At 63.3% G+C, this 20345-nt stretch carries 20 protein-coding genes; 8 read left to right on the forward strand and 12 right to left on the reverse strand.

Annotated elements, in window-relative coordinates; all coding sequences use genetic code 11:
- The first annotated feature begins 6 nt into the window (after positions 1–6).
- The 3 genes from QM659_RS10445 (at position 7) to QM659_RS10455 (ending at position 5189) form a co-directional block, all read left to right on the forward strand.
- On the forward strand, positions 7–474 hold the full coding sequence (locus tag QM659_RS10445) for a copper chaperone PCu(A)C (RefSeq protein ID WP_415188378.1): 468 nt from the start codon (positions 7–9) through the stop codon (positions 472–474).
- 110 nt (positions 475–584) lie between these two features.
- Positions 585–1286: a superoxide dismutase gene (locus tag QM659_RS10450; protein ID WP_415188379.1), complete on the forward strand. Its 702-nt coding sequence runs from the start codon at positions 585–587 to the stop codon at positions 1284–1286.
- A 246-nt stretch (positions 1287–1532) separates the two neighbouring features.
- The gene (locus QM659_RS10455) at positions 1533–5189 is read left to right on the forward strand and encodes an AsmA family protein (RefSeq protein ID WP_415188380.1); all 3657 of its coding nucleotides are present in this window, start codon (positions 1533–1535) and stop codon (positions 5187–5189) included.
- Positions 5190–5299: 110 nt separating this feature from the next.
- On the opposite strand, the gene QM659_RS10460 is transcribed toward QM659_RS10455, so the two are convergent.
- The gene (locus tag QM659_RS10460) at positions 5300–6643 is read right to left on the reverse strand and encodes an aspartate aminotransferase family protein (protein ID WP_415188381.1); all 1344 of its coding nucleotides are present in this window, start codon (positions 6641–6643) and stop codon (positions 5300–5302) included.
- A gap of 78 nt (positions 6644–6721) precedes the next feature.
- Between QM659_RS10460 and QM659_RS10465 the strand changes: the two genes are divergently transcribed.
- Complete coding sequence (locus tag QM659_RS10465) at positions 6722–7447, forward strand: SDR family oxidoreductase (protein WP_415188382.1); 726 nt, start codon at positions 6722–6724, stop codon at positions 7445–7447.
- A gap of 6 nt (positions 7448–7453) precedes the next feature.
- A complete protein-coding gene (locus tag QM659_RS10470; RefSeq protein WP_415188383.1) occupies positions 7454–8230 on the forward strand; it encodes a LamB/YcsF family protein in 777 nt (258 codons plus the stop codon).
- Between the two features lie 7 nt (positions 8231–8237).
- On the opposite strand, the gene tsaE is transcribed toward QM659_RS10470, so the two are convergent.
- Complete coding sequence (gene tsaE / locus QM659_RS10475; RefSeq protein WP_415188384.1) at positions 8238–9722, reverse strand: tRNA (adenosine(37)-N6)-threonylcarbamoyltransferase complex ATPase subunit type 1 TsaE; 1485 nt, start codon at positions 9720–9722, stop codon at positions 8238–8240.
- Between the two features lie 173 nt (positions 9723–9895).
- On the opposite strand from tsaE, the gene QM659_RS10480 reads away from it, so the two are divergent.
- Positions 9896–10138, forward strand: coding sequence for a DUF2188 domain-containing protein (locus tag QM659_RS10480; RefSeq protein WP_415188385.1), 243 nt, complete (start codon positions 9896–9898; stop codon positions 10136–10138).
- A gap of 115 nt (positions 10139–10253) precedes the next feature.
- Here the strand turns inward: QM659_RS10480 and QM659_RS10485 are convergent, their stop codons facing one another.
- The 3 genes from QM659_RS10485 to QM659_RS10495 all read right to left on the reverse strand — a co-directional run bounded on the left by QM659_RS10485 (position 10254) and on the right by QM659_RS10495 (position 12848).
- Positions 10254–10514, reverse strand: a complete 261-nt coding sequence (locus QM659_RS10485; protein ID WP_303484448.1) for a hypothetical protein — start codon at positions 10512–10514, stop codon at positions 10254–10256.
- 245 nt (positions 10515–10759) lie between these two features.
- Positions 10760–11995 carry an ornithine--oxo-acid transaminase gene (gene rocD / locus QM659_RS10490; RefSeq protein ID WP_127078054.1) on the reverse strand — a complete coding sequence of 412 codons (1236 nt, stop codon included), beginning with the start codon at positions 11993–11995 and terminating at the stop codon, positions 10760–10762.
- Positions 11985–12848: a dimethylarginine dimethylaminohydrolase family protein gene (locus QM659_RS10495; RefSeq protein WP_415188386.1), complete on the reverse strand. Its 864-nt coding sequence runs from the start codon at positions 12846–12848 to the stop codon at positions 11985–11987. The genes rocD and QM659_RS10495 overlap by 11 nt, the downstream gene beginning before the upstream one ends.
- A gap of 162 nt (positions 12849–13010) precedes the next feature.
- On the opposite strand from QM659_RS10495, the gene QM659_RS10500 reads away from it, so the two are divergent.
- Positions 13011–13439 (forward strand): Lrp/AsnC family transcriptional regulator, encoded by a 429-nt coding sequence (locus QM659_RS10500; protein ID WP_415188387.1) that lies wholly within the window; start codon positions 13011–13013, stop codon positions 13437–13439.
- Positions 13440–13521: 82 nt separating this feature from the next.
- Here QM659_RS10500 and QM659_RS10505 read toward each other — a convergent pair whose 3' ends face one another.
- Both QM659_RS10505 and QM659_RS10510 read right to left on the reverse strand, forming a co-directional pair.
- Complete coding sequence (locus QM659_RS10505) at positions 13522–13743, reverse strand: hypothetical protein (RefSeq protein ID WP_127078060.1); 222 nt, start codon at positions 13741–13743, stop codon at positions 13522–13524.
- 94 nt (positions 13744–13837) lie between these two features.
- The gene (locus QM659_RS10510) at positions 13838–14047 is read right to left on the reverse strand and encodes a cold-shock protein (RefSeq protein ID WP_127078062.1); all 210 of its coding nucleotides are present in this window, start codon (positions 14045–14047) and stop codon (positions 13838–13840) included.
- Positions 14048–14358: 311 nt separating this feature from the next.
- Between QM659_RS10510 and QM659_RS10515 the strand changes: the two genes are divergently transcribed.
- Positions 14359–16596 carry a primosomal protein N' gene (locus tag QM659_RS10515; protein ID WP_415188388.1) on the forward strand — a complete coding sequence of 746 codons (2238 nt, stop codon included), beginning with the start codon at positions 14359–14361 and terminating at the stop codon, positions 16594–16596.
- A 54-nt stretch (positions 16597–16650) separates the two neighbouring features.
- Here the strand turns inward: QM659_RS10515 and QM659_RS10520 are convergent, their stop codons facing one another.
- The 5 genes from QM659_RS10520 to QM659_RS10540 all read right to left on the reverse strand — a co-directional run bounded on the left by QM659_RS10520 (position 16651) and on the right by QM659_RS10540 (position 20339).
- Positions 16651–17520 carry a GNAT family N-acetyltransferase gene (locus QM659_RS10520; protein ID WP_415188389.1) on the reverse strand — a complete coding sequence of 290 codons (870 nt, stop codon included), beginning with the start codon at positions 17518–17520 and terminating at the stop codon, positions 16651–16653.
- Between the two features lie 133 nt (positions 17521–17653).
- On the reverse strand, positions 17654–18079 hold the full coding sequence (locus QM659_RS10525) for a YidB family protein (RefSeq protein WP_127078066.1): 426 nt from the start codon (positions 18077–18079) through the stop codon (positions 17654–17656).
- A 369-nt stretch (positions 18080–18448) separates the two neighbouring features.
- Positions 18449–18874, reverse strand: coding sequence for an HIT family protein (locus QM659_RS10530; RefSeq protein ID WP_415188390.1), 426 nt, complete (start codon positions 18872–18874; stop codon positions 18449–18451).
- 63 nt (positions 18875–18937) lie between these two features.
- Positions 18938–19948 carry a LysR family transcriptional regulator gene (locus QM659_RS10535; RefSeq protein WP_415188391.1) on the reverse strand — a complete coding sequence of 337 codons (1011 nt, stop codon included), beginning with the start codon at positions 19946–19948 and terminating at the stop codon, positions 18938–18940.
- 16 nt (positions 19949–19964) lie between these two features.
- Entirely contained in the window at positions 19965–20339 is a 375-nt protein-coding gene (locus tag QM659_RS10540) for a hypothetical protein (protein ID WP_127078072.1), read from the reverse strand.
- Positions 20340–20345: the final 6 nt, after the last annotated feature.

Below are 20345 nucleotides of genomic sequence, written 5' to 3' on the forward strand. Positions count from 1 at the left end.
GATACCATGAAAAGATATCTGCTCGCAGCGGGCGCGCTCGCGCTTTCGGGCATCGCCGCAGCCTCCGCGCACTCCTACCTTCAGAAGGACATCTCGATCCTGCACCCATGGGCGCGACCAACCGCCGAAGCTGCGAAAACCGGCGCGGTCTACCTTTCGGTCAGCAACCGGGGCGAGACCGCGGACACGATTGTCTCCGCCTCGACGCCGGTAGCGGACAAGGCCGAGATCCACGAGCACGTCGAAGAAAACGGCGTCTTCAGGATGCGGGCCGTGCAGGGCGGGTTGAAACTCGCGCCGGGCACTTCCGCCGAGTTCAAGCCGGGCGGCCTTCACATCATGCTTTTCGGTCTCAAACAACGACTTGAGGAGGGCACTTCCTTCCCGCTCACGCTCGTTTTCGAGAAGGCCGGGAAGCTGGCCCTCGACGTGAGGGTGCAGCGCGGGCCGTCCGGGGATCACAAAGCCCATTGAAGTGTTCATGATTGCGCCGCCTGAGCGAGGCGGCGGCGGGCTTTCATCAGCAGCCTGAAACGAAGCCGCGGGCGGAAAATCCTGCGGCTTTCTCATTCAGGGAGATTTCGATGCCATCAGACATAACGGGAAACATGCTGAAGGCGGGCGCGGCCATGCTCGGCTTTCATCGCGAAGGCGCGGGGGGCACCTACTCCCTTCCCGCCCTGCCTTACGCCTATAACAGGAACGAGCCAGCCATCGACTCCGAAACCATGCGGCTTCATCACGACCGACATCATGCGTCTTACGTGCAGAAGCTGAAGGCGGCGGCGTCGAAAGGCGGTGGGTGGACGAAGAAACCGCTGCACGAGATATTGGCCTCGCTTTCCTCGGTGCCCGAATCCGTAAGGGCGGTCGTGCGGACCAACGCGGGCGGCCACGCCAATCACAGCATGTTCTGGCAGATCATGGGCGGCGACGGCGGGGATCCATCCGGCGATCTTGCGGCAGCCATCGCGCGCGACTTCGGCAGCTTTGAAAATCTGCGGACCGCCTTCAATAATGCGGGCGCGGGGCTCACCGGCTCCGGCTGGGTTTTCGTCACCGTCGACCGGGATGGCAAGCTCGGCATCGCGACGAGGCCGAATCAGGACACACCCCTGATGGATGGCGAGCGCGTTCTGTTCGGCAATGATGTCTGGGAGCACGCCTATTATTTGAAATACAACGATCGCCGCGCCGACTATCTCCGCGCCTGGTGGTCGGTGGTCGATTGGAACAAGATCGCCGAGCGCTACGAGGCCGCGAGACGAGGCGCTCTTACCATTTGACGCCGCTCGATTTCAACGCCGACCGGCGACAGGCTTTGCCGGCGCAACGCAACTGTGGAAGTCTTCGATACGCCGATGTGGAAGGGCGCGCGGGAGCGGGCAAAATCTGGCACAATCCGAATCGGGGTCGACGCCTGTGTAAAGTGAGATTTCGCCCCTGCCCCTTGCAAGCCTTCTTTCAGATCGATACGTCATGCTCGAAGCACGGCACGCGTTCTTCGTACCCCTGATCAAAGAGGAATCGTTTTGGGCCGCCTCCTGGCAACATTCGCGACGCTTCTGGTGCTCCTCATCGGCGCGGCCTTCACCGTGCCCGCCTTTCTGGACTGGAACGCATTTCGGCCCGATATCGAAGAGGCGGCATCCACCCTTTTCGGCCAGAAGATTCGCATCGTCGGTGATATCGACATCGCGCTCCTGCCAGAGCCGCATGTGCGCGCCTCGAAGATCGCGACCGATCCCGCTCCGGGCGACAAGCTCGCTCTGAGCGCGGAAGCGCTCGATCTGTCGCTTTCCCTGCAAGGGCTCATCGGCGGGCACGTGGAGGCAAGCCGTCTGAAGCTGGTTCGACCCGTGGTCATCGTTCAGGGAGCGTCGCGCGGCGGCGCGAGCGTGAGCACGGCAGAACCCGCGCTCCCGTTTGCGGCGGACGTCCGCTCGCTGGAGGTGGAGGGCGGTCGCTTCACCTTCGTCTCCGGACATGGCGCGCCGCTGACGATTTCCGGCATCGATGGAAAGGTCACGGCCGCTTCACGCGGGGCGCCCTACCGCACAAACGTGAAGGCCACCTTCGACAACCGCCGGTTCGACCTGAAAATCATCGCCCAGATCGCGCAGGGCTCAGGCATCAAGCTCGCAGGCAGCGCAACGGAGCTTGCCAGCAAGACGGTTCTCCATGCGGACGGCGTCCTTCGCCCGGGCTTGGCTCCGACCTTTGAAGGCGCGCTGACGCTGAACGCACCGAAGACGGCGGTGCTCGGCGCGCCTTTGGACGTGCAGGCGAGCGCGCGGGCAAAAGTCGATCTCGCCAGCGCGGCGCTTTCCGACCTCGTGCTGACCCTCGACGGCGCGAACCGCCCTCAGATCCTGGCTGGGCGCGCGAAGATTCCATTCGCCGGAAGCGCCCCGGCCGAAGTCTCTCTTCGCGCGAAATCGCTCGACGCGGACGCCTTGCTGGCGAAGGCGAACCCTGCGGCTGGATGGGCTGTGACAGCCGCGAGGCGATGGGACGAAGCACGCGCCGCAACCGACCGCCTGCTCTGGCTTTATCCAGAAACGCCTGTGCGGATCGATCTCGCGGCAGAGCATGTGCAGTTGAAGGATGACTTCATCGACAATCTGAAGCTCGAAGGCGCGCGCAACGGCGACGGCTGGGCGTTCTCAAGCGTCGCGGCCACCCTTCCCGGCGACACGACGCTCGGCTTTACCGGCTCGCTCGCTCGCGACAGCGGCAAACCCGAACTGGCGGGCAAGCTTTCCATCGATGCACGGCACCTTCCGCGACTCACCCGCTGGATGGCACCGGAAGCGGACGGCAAGAATTCGCTCGCGCGATCCATCGCGTTCACGGGAGGGCTCAAACTCTCCGAGACCATCGCGGCGCTCGAAAGCCTTTCCGGAACGATTGACGGCGCACCCTTTACCGGTGGCGTCAGACTGGACAGCCAGCCGGTTCGTCGGCTTTCGCTCACGCTGTCAGGCGACCGGTTTGTCCTCGCCGGGGCGGATGCGGGAAAAGACGCTGATGCCTTTTCAACCGACGCGCTGAAGTCGGTGTGGCAAGGGACACTCTCGCAGTTGGCGCCGTTCTTCGGCGAAGACGTTTCCGACATCCAGACCGGCGAGATCAGCCTTTCCGCCGGCGAACTTCACACAAGTCTCATTCACGCGAAGAGTCTCGCCGCGCAAATCAGGTTCAATCCGGATGTTGTGACCATCACGAAGCTCAGCGCCGAGACGCTGGACGGCCTCTCGGTGCAGGGCGAAGGCGCCGTGGCGCTGAAGACCGCCGCCCAGGGAAGGTTCGAGGGACGCGTCGAAGCGCGCACGCCGGAAGCTGTCGCTCAAGCCGCCGCCCTTCTCGGCGTCGCGCCGGATCAACTTGGCGCGCGGACCCGGATGATGGCTCCGGCCCTGCTCGCGATCAACTACGGAGCGGAGACGAGAGGACAAGGCGGCGCGGCGCTGATTTCCGGCTCGCTCGGCGATGTCCGTGTCGATGGCCGCGCGCAGATCAGGGGCAATCTCGCAGACTGGCGGACGACGCCGTTCACGGCACAGATCGGCGCATCCTCGGCCGATGGCAACAAGCTCCTTGCGCTTCTTTACCCGAAAGCCGCCCCCGCGTCCTCGACTCCTTCCCCAGGCACGCTCAACCTTCGCCTTTCGGGCACATCGCAGCGGTTCGATACGTCGGGCACCCTCAAGACGCAAGCCTTGCAGGCGCAGGTCGACGGCGCCACCGAGATGAAGGAACAGAAGCCGTCGTTCTCAGGCAAGGTTTCCGCAACGGCACCATCGCCTGAGCAATTTCTGTCGGCGCCGCTTCTGGCGCTGCTCGGCGCGGACACCAAAGCGCCGATCCGTATCGAGGCTACGGTCACGGCGACGCCCGAACGCATCGAAGCGACGAAGCTCAAGGCCGAGTCCGGGCGCAATGCCATCAATGGCACGCTCGCCGCCATCCTCGCGGAACAATTGGGCATCGAAGCCTCTCTGAGCGCCGACCAGTTGTCGCTCCCGTCGTTGCTTGGTCAGTTCCTCGCTCCGCCCGCCAACGAAACCGCTCCGAGCGACGCGTCTCCGCTCTGGAGCGAGCGCCCGTTCAACAAGATCGCGTTCGAGGAAACCACCGCCCGCATCGCGCTTGGCGTGCGGACGCTCAAGATTGGCGACGGCTTTGCGCTTTCCGATTCGCAAGTTTCCGCCGTGCTCGACAAGGGCCGCCTCGACATTCGCAAACTCGAAGGCAAGGCGCTCGGCGGCACGCTGTCGGGGTCGCTCGTGCTCGACGCGAAAGGCCCCACCGTCAAGGCAACCGCGAACATCTCCCTTGCGAATGCGGATCTTTCGCTTCTGCCGGCGCAAAATTCACCACCGCTCATGCAGGGCCGCGTTTCTCTCATCGTCAAGGCGTCCGGTCAGGGGCTCAGTCCGCGCGGGCTTATCGCTGTTCTCGGCGGCAAGGGGGCGATTGCGCTTTCGGAAGGCCAACTCGCGAGGCTTTCCCCGGCGGCGCTTCAGAAAAGTGGAGACGATTTGCAGTCGGCCAGCGCGCCCCTCGCGGAAGATGTCATCGCACGCAAGGCACAGGACGCGCTGCAATCGGGGGACTTCAAATTCCGCAAGCTGCGGTTTCCGCTCGTCATCCGCGACGGCACGTTGGAAATTCCGCGCGCGTCTTTCCGCCATCTTCGCGACGGCACCATTCGCATGCAGGCCGACCTCGACCTCGCAACCATGCAAGCGGACACAACGTGGCAGGTCGGCGTCAGTTCGGACCGACGCAAATGGCCACCGGTCAAGCTCATCCTCGCGGGGCCGCTGCGCGAGTTGGGCACCGCGCGGCGCTCGCTGTCGGCCGAGGCGTTTGTTCGCGCCGTGACGGTGCGCAAGATGGAAAACGACATTGCACGGCTTGAAAGCCTGAACAGGCCGCAGCCGTCTCCGTCCGTTCAAACGTCGCAGCCCGCCCCGATGGCTCTGCCGCAGCCCCCTGCCATGCCCGCCCAGGCGTCATCATGGACGACGGCGCAGGAGCCCGCGCCGCGCCCCCGCCGCAGTCCGAACTCGTCTTCGGCGAAGCAGCCCGGCGCGGCACCGGCGCGCCTGCCATCCGATCCGTCGTCGGCGGACTTCGACAAGCGCATCCGCGATACGCTCGCGCCGCAAGGTGGGCGTTGAAGGGCGAACGCTGAGCCGGAGCCCGTTCCGATCTGATCGATCGCCATCAGATCGGTAAAATCGTCTCTTCAGAGTTCAAAAGCGGATACATCCATCAGGCAGTACCAACCCTAGGCGACGCGTCGGAGCGCGTTGCGCAGCGCATGCACGATCTCGCCGATCTGGTTCTCGGTCACGATCAGCGGGGGCGACAGCGCGATGATTTCGCCGCCCTGTCGCACGAGCACACCGTTCGCGAAACAGTCCTGATAGACCTCGAAGGCGCGCTTGCCCGCCCCGTCGACGCGCGGCTCAAGCTCGATGCCCGCAACGAGTCCCTGATTGCGGATGTCGACGACGTGCGGCTCGCCCCTGAGCGAATGCACGGCTTCTTCCCAGACCGGCGCGAGTGTGGCAGCGCGCTCGAAAAGCCCTTCGCCTTCATAGATGTCGAGCGTTGCGAGCCCCGCCGCGCAGGCCACGGGGTGGCCGGAATAGGTGTAGCCGTGGAACAGCTCGATGACGTGTTCCGGCCCCTGCATGATGGCGTCGTGAATCTCGCGCTTCGCGATGGCGGCGCCCATGGGGATCGCGCCGTTGGTGATGCCTTTCGCCACGGTGAAAATGTCGGGCACGACGCCGAACGCCTGCGAAGCGAAGGCGGCGCCCATGCGCCCGAAGCCCGTGATGACCTCGTCGAAGATGAGGAGCAGCCCGTGTCGGTCGCAGATCGCTCGGAGCCGTTCGAGATAGCCCTTCGGCGGCAGGATCGCGCCTGCCGAGCCGGACATGGGCTCCACGATCACGCCCGCGATGGTGTCGGCGCCATGCAGGGCGATGATGCCTTCGAGCGCCTCGGCAAGTTCCGCGCCGTGCTCCGGCTGGCCCTTTGTGAAGGCGTTGCGCCTGATGTCGAGCGTATGCGGCAGATAGTCGACATAGGGAAGGAGCGCTCCGAAGGCGCGGCGGTTGTTAACGAGTCCGCCGACCGACATGCCGCCGAAATTGGCCCCGTGATAGCCCTTTTCGCGACCGACGAATCGCGTGCGCTGGCCCTGCCCTCGCGCATGATGGTAGGCAAGCGCGATCTTGAGAGCCGATTCGACCGCCTCGGAACCGGAATTCGCGAAGAAGACCCGGTCGAGGCCCTTCGGCGCGATGCGCGCGAGCCGCGCCGCCAGTTCAAATGCGCCCGGGTGCCCGATCTGGAACGCGGTCGCATAGTCCATCTTCAGAAGCTGACGCTCCACGGCTTCCGCGATTTGCGGCCGCGCGTGGCCCGCGTTCACACACCAGAGCCCCGCCACGCCATCGAGAACCTTATGGCCATCGATCGCGGTATAATGCATACCTTGCGCCTCGACGAGCACGCGGGGGCTGGCCTTGAACTGGCGGTTCGCCGTGAACGGCATCCAGTAGGCCGACATGTCGAGTTCGTTGGACGACGGGGCGGCAGCGCTCGAATTCTGGTTCATGTGCGTAACCTCTTTTGGCAACGGGGTTTAAACCCCCGAGGGCGTTGTCACAAGCCGAATGCACGGAAAGGAAATCAGATGTCGAAAAGTGCAAGGGTCGCGGTGATTACCGGTGCGGGCAACGGCATCGGTGCGGGCGTGGCGCGCGAACTTGCGGCACAAGGCTATGTCTGCGTCTGCGCCGACAAAGACAAGGGGCGCGCCGCCGAGGTCGCCGGACAGGTCGCGGGCTGCGCCGTCGCCTGCGACGTATCAAGCGAGGCGGATGTAAGCCGGCTCGTTTCGGAGGCCGCCACGCGCTTCGGCGGTATCGACGCCATCGTGTCGAACGCGGGGATCATGCAGCGTACCCCGCTCGCCGAAACCTCGCTCGAAGACTGGAACCGCGTCCTCGCCACGAATCTCACGGCGGCATTCCTGCTCGCGAAGCATGGGGAAGCGCATCTGCGGTCCGCGAAAGGCGGCATGGTGCTGATCGCATCAACGCGCGCGCATATGTCGGAGCCTGACACCTTCGCTTACTCCGCCAGCAAGGGCGGCCTCGTCGCGCTGACGCATTCGCTGGCGGTCACGCTCGGGCCGGACGTGCGCGTGAATTGCATTTCGCCGGGATGGATCAACGTCGACGAAAGCGCGGTGCTTTCGGCGGAAGATCACGCGCAACATCCCGCCGGGCGCGTCGGCGTGCCAGCCGATATCGCGGCTGCGGTGGCATTTCTACTTTCACGCGAGTCCGGCTTCATGACAGGCTCGGAGCTTATCGTCGACGGCGGGATGACCCGGAAGATGATCTATCGGGAGTAGAGTGCGATGCACATCGATCTCAATGCGGATATGGGCGAAGGTTTTGGCGCGTATCGCATCGGGCATGACGAGGAGCTTGTCGACATCGTCACGTCCGCGAACGTCGCTTGCGGCTTCCACGGCGGCGACCCCACCATCATGCATGGCCTCGCGGTTCAGGCGGCGGCGCGCGGCGTGGCGCTCGGCGCGCACCCCGGCTTCAACGACCTTTGGGGTTTCGGCCGTCGCGCGATCCCGATGGCCGCGCGCGAACTCGAATATATGGTGGCGTATCAGATCGGCGCTCTTCAGGCGCTCGCGGCCTATGCTGCGGCACCGCTACGCCATGTGAAACCGCATGGTGCGCTTTACACCATCGCCGCGGAGGACGCGGCCTGCGCGGGCGCGATCGCCGGGGCCGTGCGCACGGTAGACGAGCGGCTGATCCTTGTTGGGCCGCCTGGATCCGAGCTTGAAAGGGCTGCCAATCTCGCGGGCCTTGCTTTCGCGCGGGAAGGCTTCTGCGACAGGCTCTATCGCGAGGACGGCTCGCTCGTGCCGCGCGACGAACCGGGCTCGGTCATCGCGAACGCCGACGCCGCCGCGTTGCAGGCGCTCCGGCTCGCGACGGAAGGCGTGGCCTACACGGCGGGCGGCGGCAAGGTGAAGCTCGAAGTCGATACGCTGTGCATCCATGGCGACGAACCCGCCGCGGTCGCCGTCGCGAAAGCGGTTCGCCGCGCGCTCGAACAGGTGGGCGTCGAATTGCGCCCTCTTTCGCCATCCGTCGCGTCGGCTGTGTGATCGATGATCAAGCCGTGCCGAGATGCGCCTCGTACCACGCCTTGAGGTCGCCGAGGGCCGGATACGCGAGGTTCCGCCAGAGATAACGGCGGATGCGCGGCAGATGGCGGAGATAAGCGTGCTTGCCGTCGCGCATCGACAGGCGAACGAAGATGCCGAGGATCTTCGTGTTGCGCTCGGCGCCGAGGATGGCGTAGGCGCGGGCGAATGCGTCGGCATCGAAAGCCGGATCGGCAGCGGAGGCACTCTCGCAATAGCGCGCATAAAGCGTGCGTTCGACGGCTTCCGGCACGTCCAGCCGCGCGTCCTGCAACAACGAAACGAGATCGTAGGCTGGATGCGCCCACACCGCGTCCTGGAAATCGATGACACCGAGGCGCTTGAGCCCGTCGCGCTCGCGACAGATCAGCAGGTTCGGTGAGTGGTAATCGCGCAGCGCGACGGTCTTCGGCTGATTTTCGAGCCAATCGAGATGCGGCGCCCATGCAGCAACGAAGGAGCGGGCTGTCTCGACCGGGTCGGCGGCCGTTGGCTCAAGCCGGAAATACCATTGCAGCAGAAGGTCGAGTTCGACGTCCATCGCCTCGCGGTCGAAGGCGGGAACCTCATAGACACCGCCGCACGGCAGGGGAAGCGAGCGCGGCACGCCGGATGCGTGGATCGCCCACAGGCCGTCCGCCGCCAGCGCATAAAGGGGTTCCAGCGCTTCACCCTCGGTGATCAGATCGCCGAACACCGCATCGCCGAGATCTTCGATCAGATAAAGTCCGGCGTCGGTGTCCGAAGCCGTAACGGCGGGCGCGGATAGCCCGGCGCGATCCCGCAACCAATTTGAAACCGCAATGAACGGGGTGCCCTCACGCGCGAGATGGGCGATGGCGCAATAAGGGCGGCCGCCACGGATCGGCGGCCCGTCACTTTTCGGTGGCCAATCCATGAGCATCACGGTCTCTCCCGCCCGAGCGAGACGCAGGAATTGCCGCGCCGAGGCGTCGCCGCGCAAACCGAGGCAGCGCGCGCCCGTCCAGCCGCACCGTGCAAGAAACGCTTCGATCTGGCGGAAGCGCGCGAGCTTCCTTTCCCACGCGCCGAGACCTGTGAGCGTGACGCGGCGTGTCGTACCTTCGCCCTCTATGCGAACGTCGAGCCGATCGTGTGGCAGCGCGCCAGCCACAATGTCGGGCCATTCGACCAGCACCGCTGCCGTCTGGCACATCTCCGCAAAGCCGATTTCTTCTTCGTCGCCCGGACTGAGCCGATACAGGTCGCAATGATAGACGGTGCGGCGCGGCGTTTCGTAGGCGTGGACGATCTGGTAAGTGGGGCTCGTCGCCTCATCGGTCACGCCGAGTGCCGCAAGCAGCCCCTGCGCAAAGGTGGTCTTGCCTGCGCCGAGATCGCCGGACAGCGTGATGATATCGCGCTCCGAGACGAAGGCCGAGAGACGGCTTGCCAGCGCCTTCAATGCTTCCGCGCTATCGATTTCCCACACGGGCACCCCTCCGATTCCTCCGCCGAACGTTCTTCTACGATCGTCCAGCATCGCGGTCAAAATCAGGATGCGCACACACTGCGAAAAGAGGTTCCGCCTGTATAAGGGTCAAGGGAGCGTTATCGAAGCTCGCGTGTTCTTGTCGCGAGCACATGTGGAAACGCGAGGTCCAGATGACCAAAGTCCATTACGAGATTGTGGAGCACGACGGCGGCTGGGCCTACAAGGCGGAAGGCGTTTTTTCCGAGCCATTTCCCACGAAACAGGCCGCCTTGGCTGCGGCCGAACTGGCGGCAGGCGAACAGCGCGTTTCAGGCACGTCGCAGGATATCGAGTTCGAGGATGCGTCCGGCCGATGGCATCGCGAATTCGAGCCGGGCACAGACCGCCCCGAAACCGACGTCACCGCAGAATGACAGCCAGCTAAGGCGCGTGCTCCAGAGCCGCATCGCTTCAGGAAGGCCGGCAATAAGCGGCCAAGGTTGCGCCACCAAGGAGCGAGTGACAGAGCGAGCCAGCCAGTCCGCCAGTTCAGCCTTGTGCACGCCCGACGGCGATGGCCTTGCTCTCGGTCACGCGCGAAAGATCTTTCGCGATCTGCCGCATGGTGCGGACCTGGCCAACCTTGGCGCTCAGCACATACTGCCAGTCGTGATAGCTTTCGCGGATCTGAAATTCTTCGTAAAGCTTCGCCAGTCGGTCGGCAGCCTTTGCCGCGGCGTTCTGGAGGTTGGAAATTTCCTCCTCCGCGCGAGCCAGCCGCTCGCGCAAGATGGTATCGTCTCTCGTCATGGATGCCTCCCTTGTTGTTCTTCCTTGAGGCGCACGTTCCTTCGCGGGAGCGTGTCTTTTCAAGACTATAGCGCGAAGTCGTGGACGATTTGCTACGCTACTTTCGATGCAACCGACGGATCGCTGTGAAGTTGTGATCGAAAATCCTCAGACGAAATCACACCTTGTTGAACGTCAAAAAAACAAGTGGCCGGAGAACCCGGCCACTTGATCGACATCACACGGCACGAGCCGCGAAGACATGGTCACGCCAGAACGGCGGCGAACTTCACAAGCGCCTGATCGACCTCTTCGCGCTTGATGATGAGCGGCGGCGAAACGCGAATCGTGTGTTCTTTCGTGTCCTTGCAGAGGATGCCGCGATGCTTGAGCGCCGCGCAATAGCGGCGCGCGCCGCCGGCGTCCGGGTGCAACTCGATGGCCATCATCAGGCCGCGTCCGCGCACTTCTTTCACCACGTGGCTGTTGATCGCCTTCAGTCCCTCGCGGAAATAGGCGCCCATCGCGGCTGAATTCTCGACCATGCCTTCGTCGGTCACGACTTTCAGCGCCGCGCGGGCCACCGCGCAGGCAAGCGGGTTGCCGCCGAAGGTGCTGCCATGCTCGCCGGGCTTCAGTACGCCCATGATCCGCGAGGTGGAGAGCACCGCCGATACGGGATAGAATCCGCCGGAAAGGCCCTTGCCGAGCAGCGTCATGTCGCTTTCGACGCCCTCATGCTCTTCCGCGAGCAGCTTGCCCGTGCGCCCGAGACCCGTCTGAATCTCGTCGAGGATGAAGACGATCTTTTCGCGTGTGCAAAGTTCGCGCGCGGCCTTCACGTAGCCGGGCGGCGGGATGATCACGCCGGCCTCGCCCTGAATCGGCTCCATCAGCACGGCCACGGTGTTCGGCGTGACGGCGTTTTCAAGCGCCGCGATATCGCCGAAGGGAATGATTTTGAACCCCGGCGTGAACGGGCCGAATCCTTCGCGCGCCGTCGGATCGGTCGAGAAGCTGACGACGGTCGTCGTGCGGCCGTGGAAGTTCTTGTCGAAGACGATGATCTCGGCCTTGTCCTGCGGCACGCCCTTGACCGTGTAGCCCCACTTGCGGACGATCTTGATGGCCGTCTCGACGGCTTCCGCGCCGGTGTTCATCGGCAGCACCCGATGCGACCGCGTCAGCTTGCAAAGCTCTTCGAAGAACGGCGCGAGCTGATCGTTGCGGAAGGCGCGCGACGTGAGCGTGAGCTTGCCCGCCTGCTCGACCAGCGCCTCGCGGATTTTCGGATGGCAATGCCCCTGATTGACTGCGGAATAACCGGCAAGACAATCGAGATATCGGTTGCCATCGACATCCCAGACCCAGACGCCTTCGCCCCGGCTCAACACGACGTCGAGCGGCTTGTAATTGGTCGCGCCGAATTCGTTTTCGGTCGCGATGAAATCATGGGCCGAGGAGAAGCTGCGCGCCGGAGCGAATGCGGTGTCAAACGTCATGGGTTTCACCTCTTTTGGTTGCCGAATCGGATTTGAGATCGAGCCGGAGCGTCATGCAGTAAGCGCCGCCGCCGGACATGATGAAGGGGCGCAGATGGAGCGAGGTCACGGCATAGCCGCGCTCGCGCAGCTCGTCGGCGAGGCGCTGCGTCGGCTCCGCCATGACGATGTCGCGCCCGATATTGACGGCGTTGACGGCGAAACGCGCCGCGTCCTCGTCGCTCGCCTCGATGCGCTTGTCGGCGGCCACGTGATCGCGGATGACCGACAGCGAAGCCTTCGAGAACGCTTGCGGGTAATATAGAACCTCTCCGCCGCTCAAAGGCACGAAACAAGTGTCGAGATGGTAAAAGCGGCCGGAGACGAGTTCGAGCGGCTTGACCGGAACATCGAAGAAATCGCGAAGCACATCCGCCGCATCAAAAGAGGAACGCGGACCGAAACCGGTCCAGAAAAACTGCCGATTTGCGTCGAAAATCGCGTCGCCAGCGCCTTCCTGCCAATAACCCTTCGGCATCTGGCCGACGTCATCGAAGGTGCCTTCGTCTTTCAGTCGCGCGAATGCTTCGAGGAAGTGCCGCTCCTCACCCTGCCGCTCGGGGTAGCGGAAGCGGGCGGCCATTACGCGGCGGTCGAGGACGACGGCGGCATTCGCCGGGAAGACCATGTCCGGCAGGCCCGGCGCGCCGTCGATATGAAGAACTCGCGCGCCCGCCTGCCTTAACGCTTCGGCCAAAGATGCGGCAGCGTGCCGCGCTTCTGCCCGATTTCTGACCTCGTCCCTGCGCCATTCCTCTGGCGTCATCCAGGGATTGATCTTGTACGACACCTCGAAGTGGCTGTCGTCGGTCATTAAAAAGGTTGGCGTTTTTGGCATCCTGCCTCTCGCGACGATTCGCATGCAATTTCCATGCAAATTATCGGCGTTGACCTCATCAGTCTAAAGGATGCAAGTTGCGCGAAACGTTGCAAAAAGCTGACAAAATGCGGGCGCGGCTTAGCAAAGTGCCAAATCATGCCTCTCGACGAGACCAACCGACGACTGATTGCTCTGCTGCGTGAGAACGCGCGGATGCCCGTGGCGACGCTCGCGGCAATACTCGGCCTGAGCCGCGCCACGGTTCAGAACCGAATCGACCGTCTCGTGCATGACGGAGTGATCACCGGTTTCACGGTGACGTTGCGCCGCGAAGCGGAGCCCGACGCTGTCTGCGCCATCATGATGATACAGGTGGAGGGCGAGCGAACCGAGCCCATCTATAAGGCGCTGCGCGGCTTTCCCGAAGCGGTCGCGATACACACGACCAACGGGCGCTGGGATTTCGTTGTGGAGTTGCGAACGCCCGATCTCGAAGCCTTCGACCGCGTGCTGCGCCGCATCCGCGAGTTGAAGGGAATATCGAGTTCCGAAACGAGCCTGCTTCTGTCGAGCCACCGGCGCTAGAGGATGCCCCGCAAAAGTGGATGCCGGATTTGCGTTATATCTTGAGATGAAAAGCGATGGGCGAAAGCCGCCGGGCGGCAGGTCAGAACCGGATTTGCCGGGTCGCCGCTTTCGCTGCCCGAGCCTTTTTCGCAACGACCGGCTGCTGCGCTTCCATTTCGAGCCGCGCCTGACGAAGCTTCTCGATCTTGGCGACGCGGAGCGCACTTTCGGAATCGATGATGGCGCGAGCGGCGGTGTCGGTCATGTCTGCCTTTGACTGCGGCTTGCGCGGCGAAGCGAACAATGTGTCTTTCGTAATCATGGGTTTTTCTTTCCTTAAGTGTGCAAAAGGCCGGGCGAGAGCCCAGCCTTCCGCTATTTCTGATGCTTTCCCAAAGGAAAACTGTCGGCGCGCATTACGCGGCCTGAAGATTTTCCGCGGAGCTTTTGCCCGAGCGATTGTCACGCACGATTTCGAACGAAAGCTTCTGGCCTTCGGTAATCGTGCGCATGCCGGCGCGCTCAACTGCGGAGATGTGAACGAAGACGTCAGCCGAACCGCTGTCGGGTTGGATGAAGCCATAGCCCTTGTTCACGTTAAAAAATTTCACTGTGCCAGTATTCATGACGATTTCCTTTCAATCGGTCATAAGTTTTTCCTCGCTGTTCCTGCGTGGACCAGCGATTGTTCAGGATCGATTTTGGCAGAAAGATCGTCAGGACGCGCTCAGGCGCGGGAAACAAGCTCAGCAATCAAGATCGATGATGTTTATATAGCCGCGTCCGGTGTCCGAAACAAGGCAAGTGGCGAAATATTTCTGTTGAACGACTTTTCAACCCGAGAATATTTCCCGAAGCTTGCGGCGGCATATGCGCTTGCGATCTTGACCGCAGCGAAGGTTGAAATCAGCCCGCGCATCGGCGAAGCTCGCGCGCGATGGCGCCTTCAGACCTGCCCCTTTTCGATGCGGATTTGTCCGAGCCCCCCGCTCGCGGAGCTAAGGCGCGTGCGACGGTGCCGGTGCTGCTACCGCTCGCGCTCGACGAGCCTTACACTTATGAAGTGCCGGACGGTGAAACGCTGGCGCCCGGCGATTTCGTGGTGGTCCCCCTAGGCCCCATGAAGCGCATCGGCGTCGTGTGGCGCGAGGCGACCGCCCGTCCGGTCGATCCCAGGAAGCTCAAGCCCGTGCTCGCGCGCCTCGACGAGGTGCCGCCGCTGCCGCCGCTCAATCTCGCCTTCGCGGACTGGGTCGCGCAATACACGCTCGCACCGAGGGGCATGGTGCTGCAAATGATGATGAGCGCCAGGCTCGTCTTCGAGGCGGAGGAACCCCGCTTCGGCTTTCGCGCTAGCAGCGGCGTGCCGTCGCGGATGACGGAAGCCCGCCAGCGCGTCATGGCCGCCGTGGCCGATGGCGCGGTATGGCCGAAGAAGAAGCTCATGGATGCGGCGGGCGTCAGCGCTGCGGTGATCGACGGCCTTGCGGGGGCGGGCGCGCTCGTCCGCGCCGAGCTTCCACGCGCGCGCACCCTCGCTCCGAAGCCGGATTTCGCCTTCGCCAGTCTCACGGATGCGCAGCTCACTGCGGCGGACGCGCTGCGGGAAACCATCGCGGATGGCGGCTTCTCCGCAACGCTCCTCGACGGCGTGACCGGCTCCGGCAAGACGGAAGTCTATTTCGAGGCCGTGGCGGAAGCGCTGCGGCGTGGCGAGCGTCAGGTGCTCATTCTGCTGCCCGAAATCGCGTTGACGAACCAGTTCCTCGAACGCTTCGAGCGCCGCTTCGGCTGCCGACCGTGCGAGTGGCATTCCGCCGTTTCACCGAAGGAGCGCGCGCGCGTCTGGCGCGGGGTGGCGCTCGGCGAGGTGCGGGTGCTGTGCGGCGCGCGCTCTGCTCTGTTTCTGCCCTTCGCGGATCTCGGCCTCATCGTGGTGGACGAAGAGCACGACCCGTCCTTCAAGCAGGACGACCGCGTGACCTATCAGGCCCGCGACATGGCCGTGGTGCGCGCCTCGCTCGGCAAAATCCCCATCGTGCTCGCCTCGGCGACGCCGTCCGTCGAAAGCGTCGTGAATGTCCAGCGCGGCCGCTACCGGCACGCCATTCTGCCGGGCCGTTTCTCGGGCAATGCCCTGCCAGATGTCGAGGCGGTGGACTTGCGCGCGACGCCGCCGGAGCGCGGCACGTGGATCAGCGATCCGCTCATCGGCGCGGTGAACGAGGCGCTCGCGAAGGGCGAACAGGCACTCCTGTTCCTGAACCGGCGAGGCTATGCGCCGCTGACGCTCTGCCGCGCGTGCGGCCATCGCTTCACCTGCCCGCAATGCACGGCCTATCTCGTGGAGCATCGCCTGCGCGGGCGGCTGATCTGCCACCATTGCGGCTTCTCGCTGCCATTTCCGAAGTCCTGCCCGTCCTGCCACGGCGAGGGGACGCTCGCCGCATCCGGTCCCGGCATCGAGCGCGTGACGGAGGAGGCGCAGAACCGCTGGCCCGAGGCGAGGCTCGCGGTGCTGTCGAGCGATCTCGTGCCGTCGACGGCGGCGCTGCGCGAAATCCTGACCCGCATCACGGAAGGCGATGTCGATATCGTCGTCGGCACGCAACTCGTCTCGAAAGGCCACAACTTCCCGAAGCTGTCCTTCGTCGGCGTGGTGGACGGCGATCTGAGCCTTGCCACCGCCGACCCGCGCGCGGGTGAGCGCACGTTCCAGCTCTTGCATCAGGTGACGGGCCGAGCCGGCCGCTTCGGCGCGCCGGGACGAGGGCTGATCCAGACGCATTTCCCTGACCACCCCGTGATGCGCGCGCTCGTCTCCGGCGACCGAGAGGCGTTCTATGAGGCAGAAATCGGCTTGCGCGAGGAGGCGGGCTATCCGCCGTTCGGACGGCTCGCCGCGCTGATCGTATCCGGCAAGACGCGCTACGACGCGGAGGGCTACGCGCGCGCGCTCGCGGTTGCCGCGCCGGAGGCATCACGCATTCAGGTGCTGGGGCCCGTGGAAGCGCCGCTCGCGATCATTCGCGGCCTGCACCGCCAGCGGCTCCTCGTGAAGGCCGCGCGCGAGGCCGATCTTCAGGCCTATTTGCGGGCGTGGCTCAGCAACGCGGACGCGCCGCGCGGTGGCGTCACGCTACACATCGATGTCGATCCGCACAGCTTTCTTTAGAGCCTGATCCGCAAGGCGGACGCCGGTATTGCGATAAGACACCTTAGCGGGAAATCAACCGATCTCCAGGCTGGTGAGGCCGAAGCAGCGCTCGCTTTGGACATTCGGGATGCCGCCGGTATACATGCGCGCCGTTTCGAACATCGGCTCCATGCCGTAGCGCTGCGCAAGCTCGGCGCTACGCGGATTGGCCTCGGTCGTATCGAGGAAGATCGGCTCGCCTCGAAGTTTCGACGACAGCCCTTCGAATAGCGCGCCCGCCACATGCGCGGCGTCGGCGAACAGCGGCCCGATCCTGAAGCCCGAGCGGCTCGCGCGCGCGACGCCATAACCGGCGAGACGATTCCCGCTCAGAACGCCGAGCGCGACCGCTTGCGGCTGATCGATCCACCGGCGCAGGAGGCGGGCGCGCGGAGCGGGAAACACGGTTGCGTCATAGCGGCAAATTTCGTCGAACCCGATGGAGGACAGCTGGACCAGACCGGCAGGTTCGGTGCCGCCTCCCGTGCCCTGATACCGCATGTTGCGGTAGGCGAGCTTGAAGCCGGACTTCCTGTAATTGTCCTGTTGCGCAACGACGCCGTCGAGACCGACGTTGCGCGCGCCCATGTAGTCCATCGCCGTATGCCAGAGCTTCAAACCGAAACCTCGGCCCCGATAGGGCGGCTTGACGATATAAAGGCCGAGAAAGCCGAAGGTGCCGTCATACGCCACCGCGGAGATGCAACCGACCGGTTCGCCGTCCAATTCCCCAAGGAAAAAGCCGCGAGGATCGGCGGCATAAAAACACGACGCATCGTGACGGCCGGGATTCCACCCTTCGGCGTCCGCCCATTCGAGAGCGAGGGCGATACCGCTTTCGTCCATCCTGCGCACGTTCAATTCCTGAGACGCCACGGCTTCGACTCCATCTTCTTTGCGCATGCTCTCGGAGCGGCACTCGGCAGCTTTTCAGGGAATGCCAAAAAGCCTGCCCCAGCCGGGGGCAGGCTTCTTTCATCTTCCTCTCAAGAAGTGCGTAACCCGCTCTGCATGGGGGCGTTCGCTCGGAACGTTGTCAGTGCGTCTGCCCGTAAGGGTGAACGATCTGGCCGCTCGGGCTTGCCTTGTCCACGGTCTCCGGGAGATACTTCTGCAAGATGTCCAGGATCTTTTCAGGCGGAATGCCGATCTTCTGGGCGAAGCGCTGCAAATCCTGATCGCCGAGAGCGTGACGCAGGTCTTCCTTCTCGACCGGGAGATTTTCGCCCTGACCGAGCCATGACTTCACATGCTCCTCAAGGCCGCCCTTGCTGAGCTTGTCGACGATCACGGTGAGATTGCCGAAGCCCGCCTGGTTAAGAATGTCCTGCAAGGACGTCGGAATGGCCGGGCCCGAACCCGCCTGATTTGCCTGCGGCGCGGACGGACGTTGTACCGGGGGCTGTTGTCCCTGCTGGCCAGCCTGATTGAGAGCGGCGGTGATGGCTTCGAAGATGTTCATGACGCGACCTTTCGAAATCTTTCTTTGGTCGCGAAGGTATCATGGGAGGCACGCGCAATCGGGCAAATCACGCGAAAACGCCAATGAACGGCGAACGGAGACTTTTCAATTCGACAAATCGTCCGAAGGAAGCCGAGTGCCGCAAGCCCTGGAGCCTTCCGGATTTCTCAGAACCTCGCCCCCCTTCCCGCTTCGGTCGTTTTCGAGAAACACTCTAACGACTTTGGGCGCTATCAAAAAGCGCCACAAACGTCCCGTCCAGACATTTGCAGTCCCTCGCGGCACCCTCGCGAGACACGATCACGAGGGCTTCGTTCCGCCGGGATCTGTTTGACCGTCTCCGCTAAAACTGCATGCACCAGCAGATCGTCAGGCGAGAGCGGCTTTCAGTTTCTCAGCGTGCCTTGAGAGCAGGTCGTTATCAGCCATGATGCCGACCGGGCGAAGCTCGTCGCCTGTCTTGCGCGGCAGAATGTGGAAGTGGAGGTGGAACACCACCTGGCCGCCTGCCGGTTCCGAAAATTGCCAGAGCGACACCCCGTCCGCGTCGAACGCTCTCTTGGCCGCGACGGCGATGCGCTGCGCCGTGGCGATGACCGGCGCGAGCACCGCGGGCGAAGCATCGATGATGTTGCGCACCGGCGCTTTCGGGATGATGAGCGTGTGCCCGTCAACGCGCGGCATAATGTCGAGAAACGCGAAGCTGTCGGCGTCTTCATAGACGAGATGGCAGGGCAGTTCGCGGCGAAGAATTTTCGCGAAGACGTTGTTCGGATCGTAGGCAGACGCGCTCATGCCGGTTCCTCCGCTGGACGGGTTTATCTCGCTTTTCCCGCGAAGCGCGGCGCGGGTCAAGCATCAGTGGCCTCCCACTTCCGCCGCATGCAATACAGGCCCAAAAGCGCTACGGGAGTGAGTTGAATGTCGATCACCCGCATCGCAAGCGGCACATTTCGTACCTTGCCCGGTGCGGGTTGTTTCATTCAGCATGTCCTGCAAATGTTCAAGAACGATGCGCACTGCAGGATGGCACGCGTCCGAGAATCTTGCCCATAGCCCATGATCCGGGGGCGTCTGATAATCAGCCAGAACGCGCTGCACCTTTCCTGAGCCGAGTTCCTCTTCCAGGCCGAGGGGATCGACAAGTCCGATACCGATGTCAGCGAGAATTGCCTGCTGGGCGACCTGGGTCGAATTCGTCTTCAGGCTGGCGACCGGGTGATACTCCTCTGTTCCAGCCGACCCCGTCACGGTCCAGATGGGATCCTTTCCAACTATAAGCAAATGTTGGCGAAGATCCGCAATTTCGACGGGACAGCCGTTCGCTCCCAGGTAACGCGTCGAGGCCAGGAAGACTTGCGGCGTGGCCGCAAGCTTTCTTGTCTGGCCGTCCTCACGAGAACGGCCCGTCCACAGCCAGACTTCGGTGGCGGCGCACGTTTGAGGCGGTTGCTCGAAATCATCGGCTTCGATATGCAGATCAATGCGCGGATGCTGGCGGCGCAAGGAAACGAACAACGGACCGACGACACGGGCAGCGAGTTCTTCGGACCCCACGATGCGAATAGCGCATTTCACGGTCGCCCCGGCCCACGCCATTATGGCTTCCGCTTCCTTTACCTCCTGAACGATCCGCTGCGCTCGCTCGTAAAACTCGAGACCGGCGAGTGTCGGACTTGTATGGCGTGTCGTTCGATGCAGAAGGCGGGCCTGAAGACGATGTTCGAGCCGAAGTATGGACTTCGAAATCGTGGGCGTAGACAGGCCGAGTTTCACTCCGGCCGCCTGCATCGATCCCTCATCGATACAGGCGACGAAATGTTCCAGACAGGCGGCGGTGTTGCCTTGCGACCAGCTTCGTCTCTTCATACCTGCCCCATTTAAGCTAGAGAGCGACGCCAACGGACACGGCCTTCAGCACTTTTTTCTCGGTTATCTCAAGGCATCCGGGTTCGAGTTCGAAGCAGCGCGACTTGGTCGTCAGGTGCAGATTGTAGCCAATCTCCGTGTTAGCGAGAAGGCCGTCTTCAAAGGAAGCCTGTGCCTGCCTCAACTGAAGGGTGACGAAGGAGACGTTTTCCGCACGCGGGTTGACTGAAACCTTGTTCTCCAGAATTTTCGCTCCCTCGAAAGCGTGCAGTTCTGAAACGCTCGCCGCGCTCAGGACGAGGTTCGGATTGGCCTTGTAATAGATCGGCAGATTATAGCCGGCAGCGATTATAGCGGCGCAGCCAAGAAACGTACCAGGATAAAAACGCATGACTTC

Origin of the sequence: Rhodomicrobium sp. (genome assembly GCF_047605405.1) — a bacterium.
In the GTDB taxonomy this organism is placed as follows: domain Bacteria; phylum Pseudomonadota; class Alphaproteobacteria; order Rhizobiales; family Rhodomicrobiaceae; genus Rhodomicrobium; species Rhodomicrobium lacus.

Coding starts and splice junctions, on each gene's coding strand:
- QM659_RS10445 (WP_415188378.1), top strand. CDS start 7: ATGAAAAGATATCTGCTCGCAGCGGGCGCGCTCGCGCTTTCGGGCATC.
- QM659_RS10510 (WP_127078062.1), bottom strand. CDS start 14,047: ATGAATACTGGCACAGTGAAATTTTTTAACGTGAACAAGGGCTATGGC.
- QM659_RS10495 (WP_415188386.1), bottom strand. CDS start 12,848: ATGACCGACGACAGCCACTTCGAGGTGTCGTACAAGATCAATCCCTGG.
- QM659_RS10470 (WP_415188383.1), top strand. CDS start 7,454: ATGCACATCGATCTCAATGCGGATATGGGCGAAGGTTTTGGCGCGTAT.
- QM659_RS10525 (WP_127078066.1), bottom strand. CDS start 18,079: ATGAACATCTTCGAAGCCATCACCGCCGCTCTCAATCAGGCTGGCCAG.
- QM659_RS10460 (WP_415188381.1), bottom strand. CDS start 6,643: ATGAACCAGAATTCGAGCGCTGCCGCCCCGTCGTCCAACGAACTCGAC.
- QM659_RS10505 (WP_127078060.1), bottom strand. CDS start 13,743: ATGATTACGAAAGACACATTGTTCGCTTCGCCGCGCAAGCCGCAGTCA.
- QM659_RS10485 (WP_303484448.1), bottom strand. CDS start 10,514: ATGACGAGAGACGATACCATCTTGCGCGAGCGGCTGGCTCGCGCGGAG.
- QM659_RS10520 (WP_415188389.1), bottom strand. CDS start 17,520: ATGCGCAAAGAAGATGGAGTCGAAGCCGTGGCGTCTCAGGAATTGAAC.
- QM659_RS10500 (WP_415188387.1), top strand. CDS start 13,011: ATGCCTCTCGACGAGACCAACCGACGACTGATTGCTCTGCTGCGTGAG.
- rocD (WP_127078054.1), bottom strand. CDS start 11,995: ATGACGTTTGACACCGCATTCGCTCCGGCGCGCAGCTTCTCCTCGGCC.
- QM659_RS10540 (WP_127078072.1), bottom strand. CDS start 20,339: ATGCGTTTTTATCCTGGTACGTTTCTTGGCTGCGCCGCTATAATCGCT.
- QM659_RS10535 (WP_415188391.1), bottom strand. CDS start 19,948: ATGAAGAGACGAAGCTGGTCGCAAGGCAACACCGCCGCCTGTCTGGAA.
- QM659_RS10515 (WP_415188388.1), top strand. CDS start 14,359: ATGGCGCCTTCAGACCTGCCCCTTTTCGATGCGGATTTGTCCGAGCCC.
- QM659_RS10465 (WP_415188382.1), top strand. CDS start 6,722: ATGTCGAAAAGTGCAAGGGTCGCGGTGATTACCGGTGCGGGCAACGGC.
- QM659_RS10450 (WP_415188379.1), top strand. CDS start 585: ATGCCATCAGACATAACGGGAAACATGCTGAAGGCGGGCGCGGCCATG.
- QM659_RS10480 (WP_415188385.1), top strand. CDS start 9,896: ATGACCAAAGTCCATTACGAGATTGTGGAGCACGACGGCGGCTGGGCC.
- QM659_RS10530 (WP_415188390.1), bottom strand. CDS start 18,874: ATGAGCGCGTCTGCCTACGATCCGAACAACGTCTTCGCGAAAATTCTT.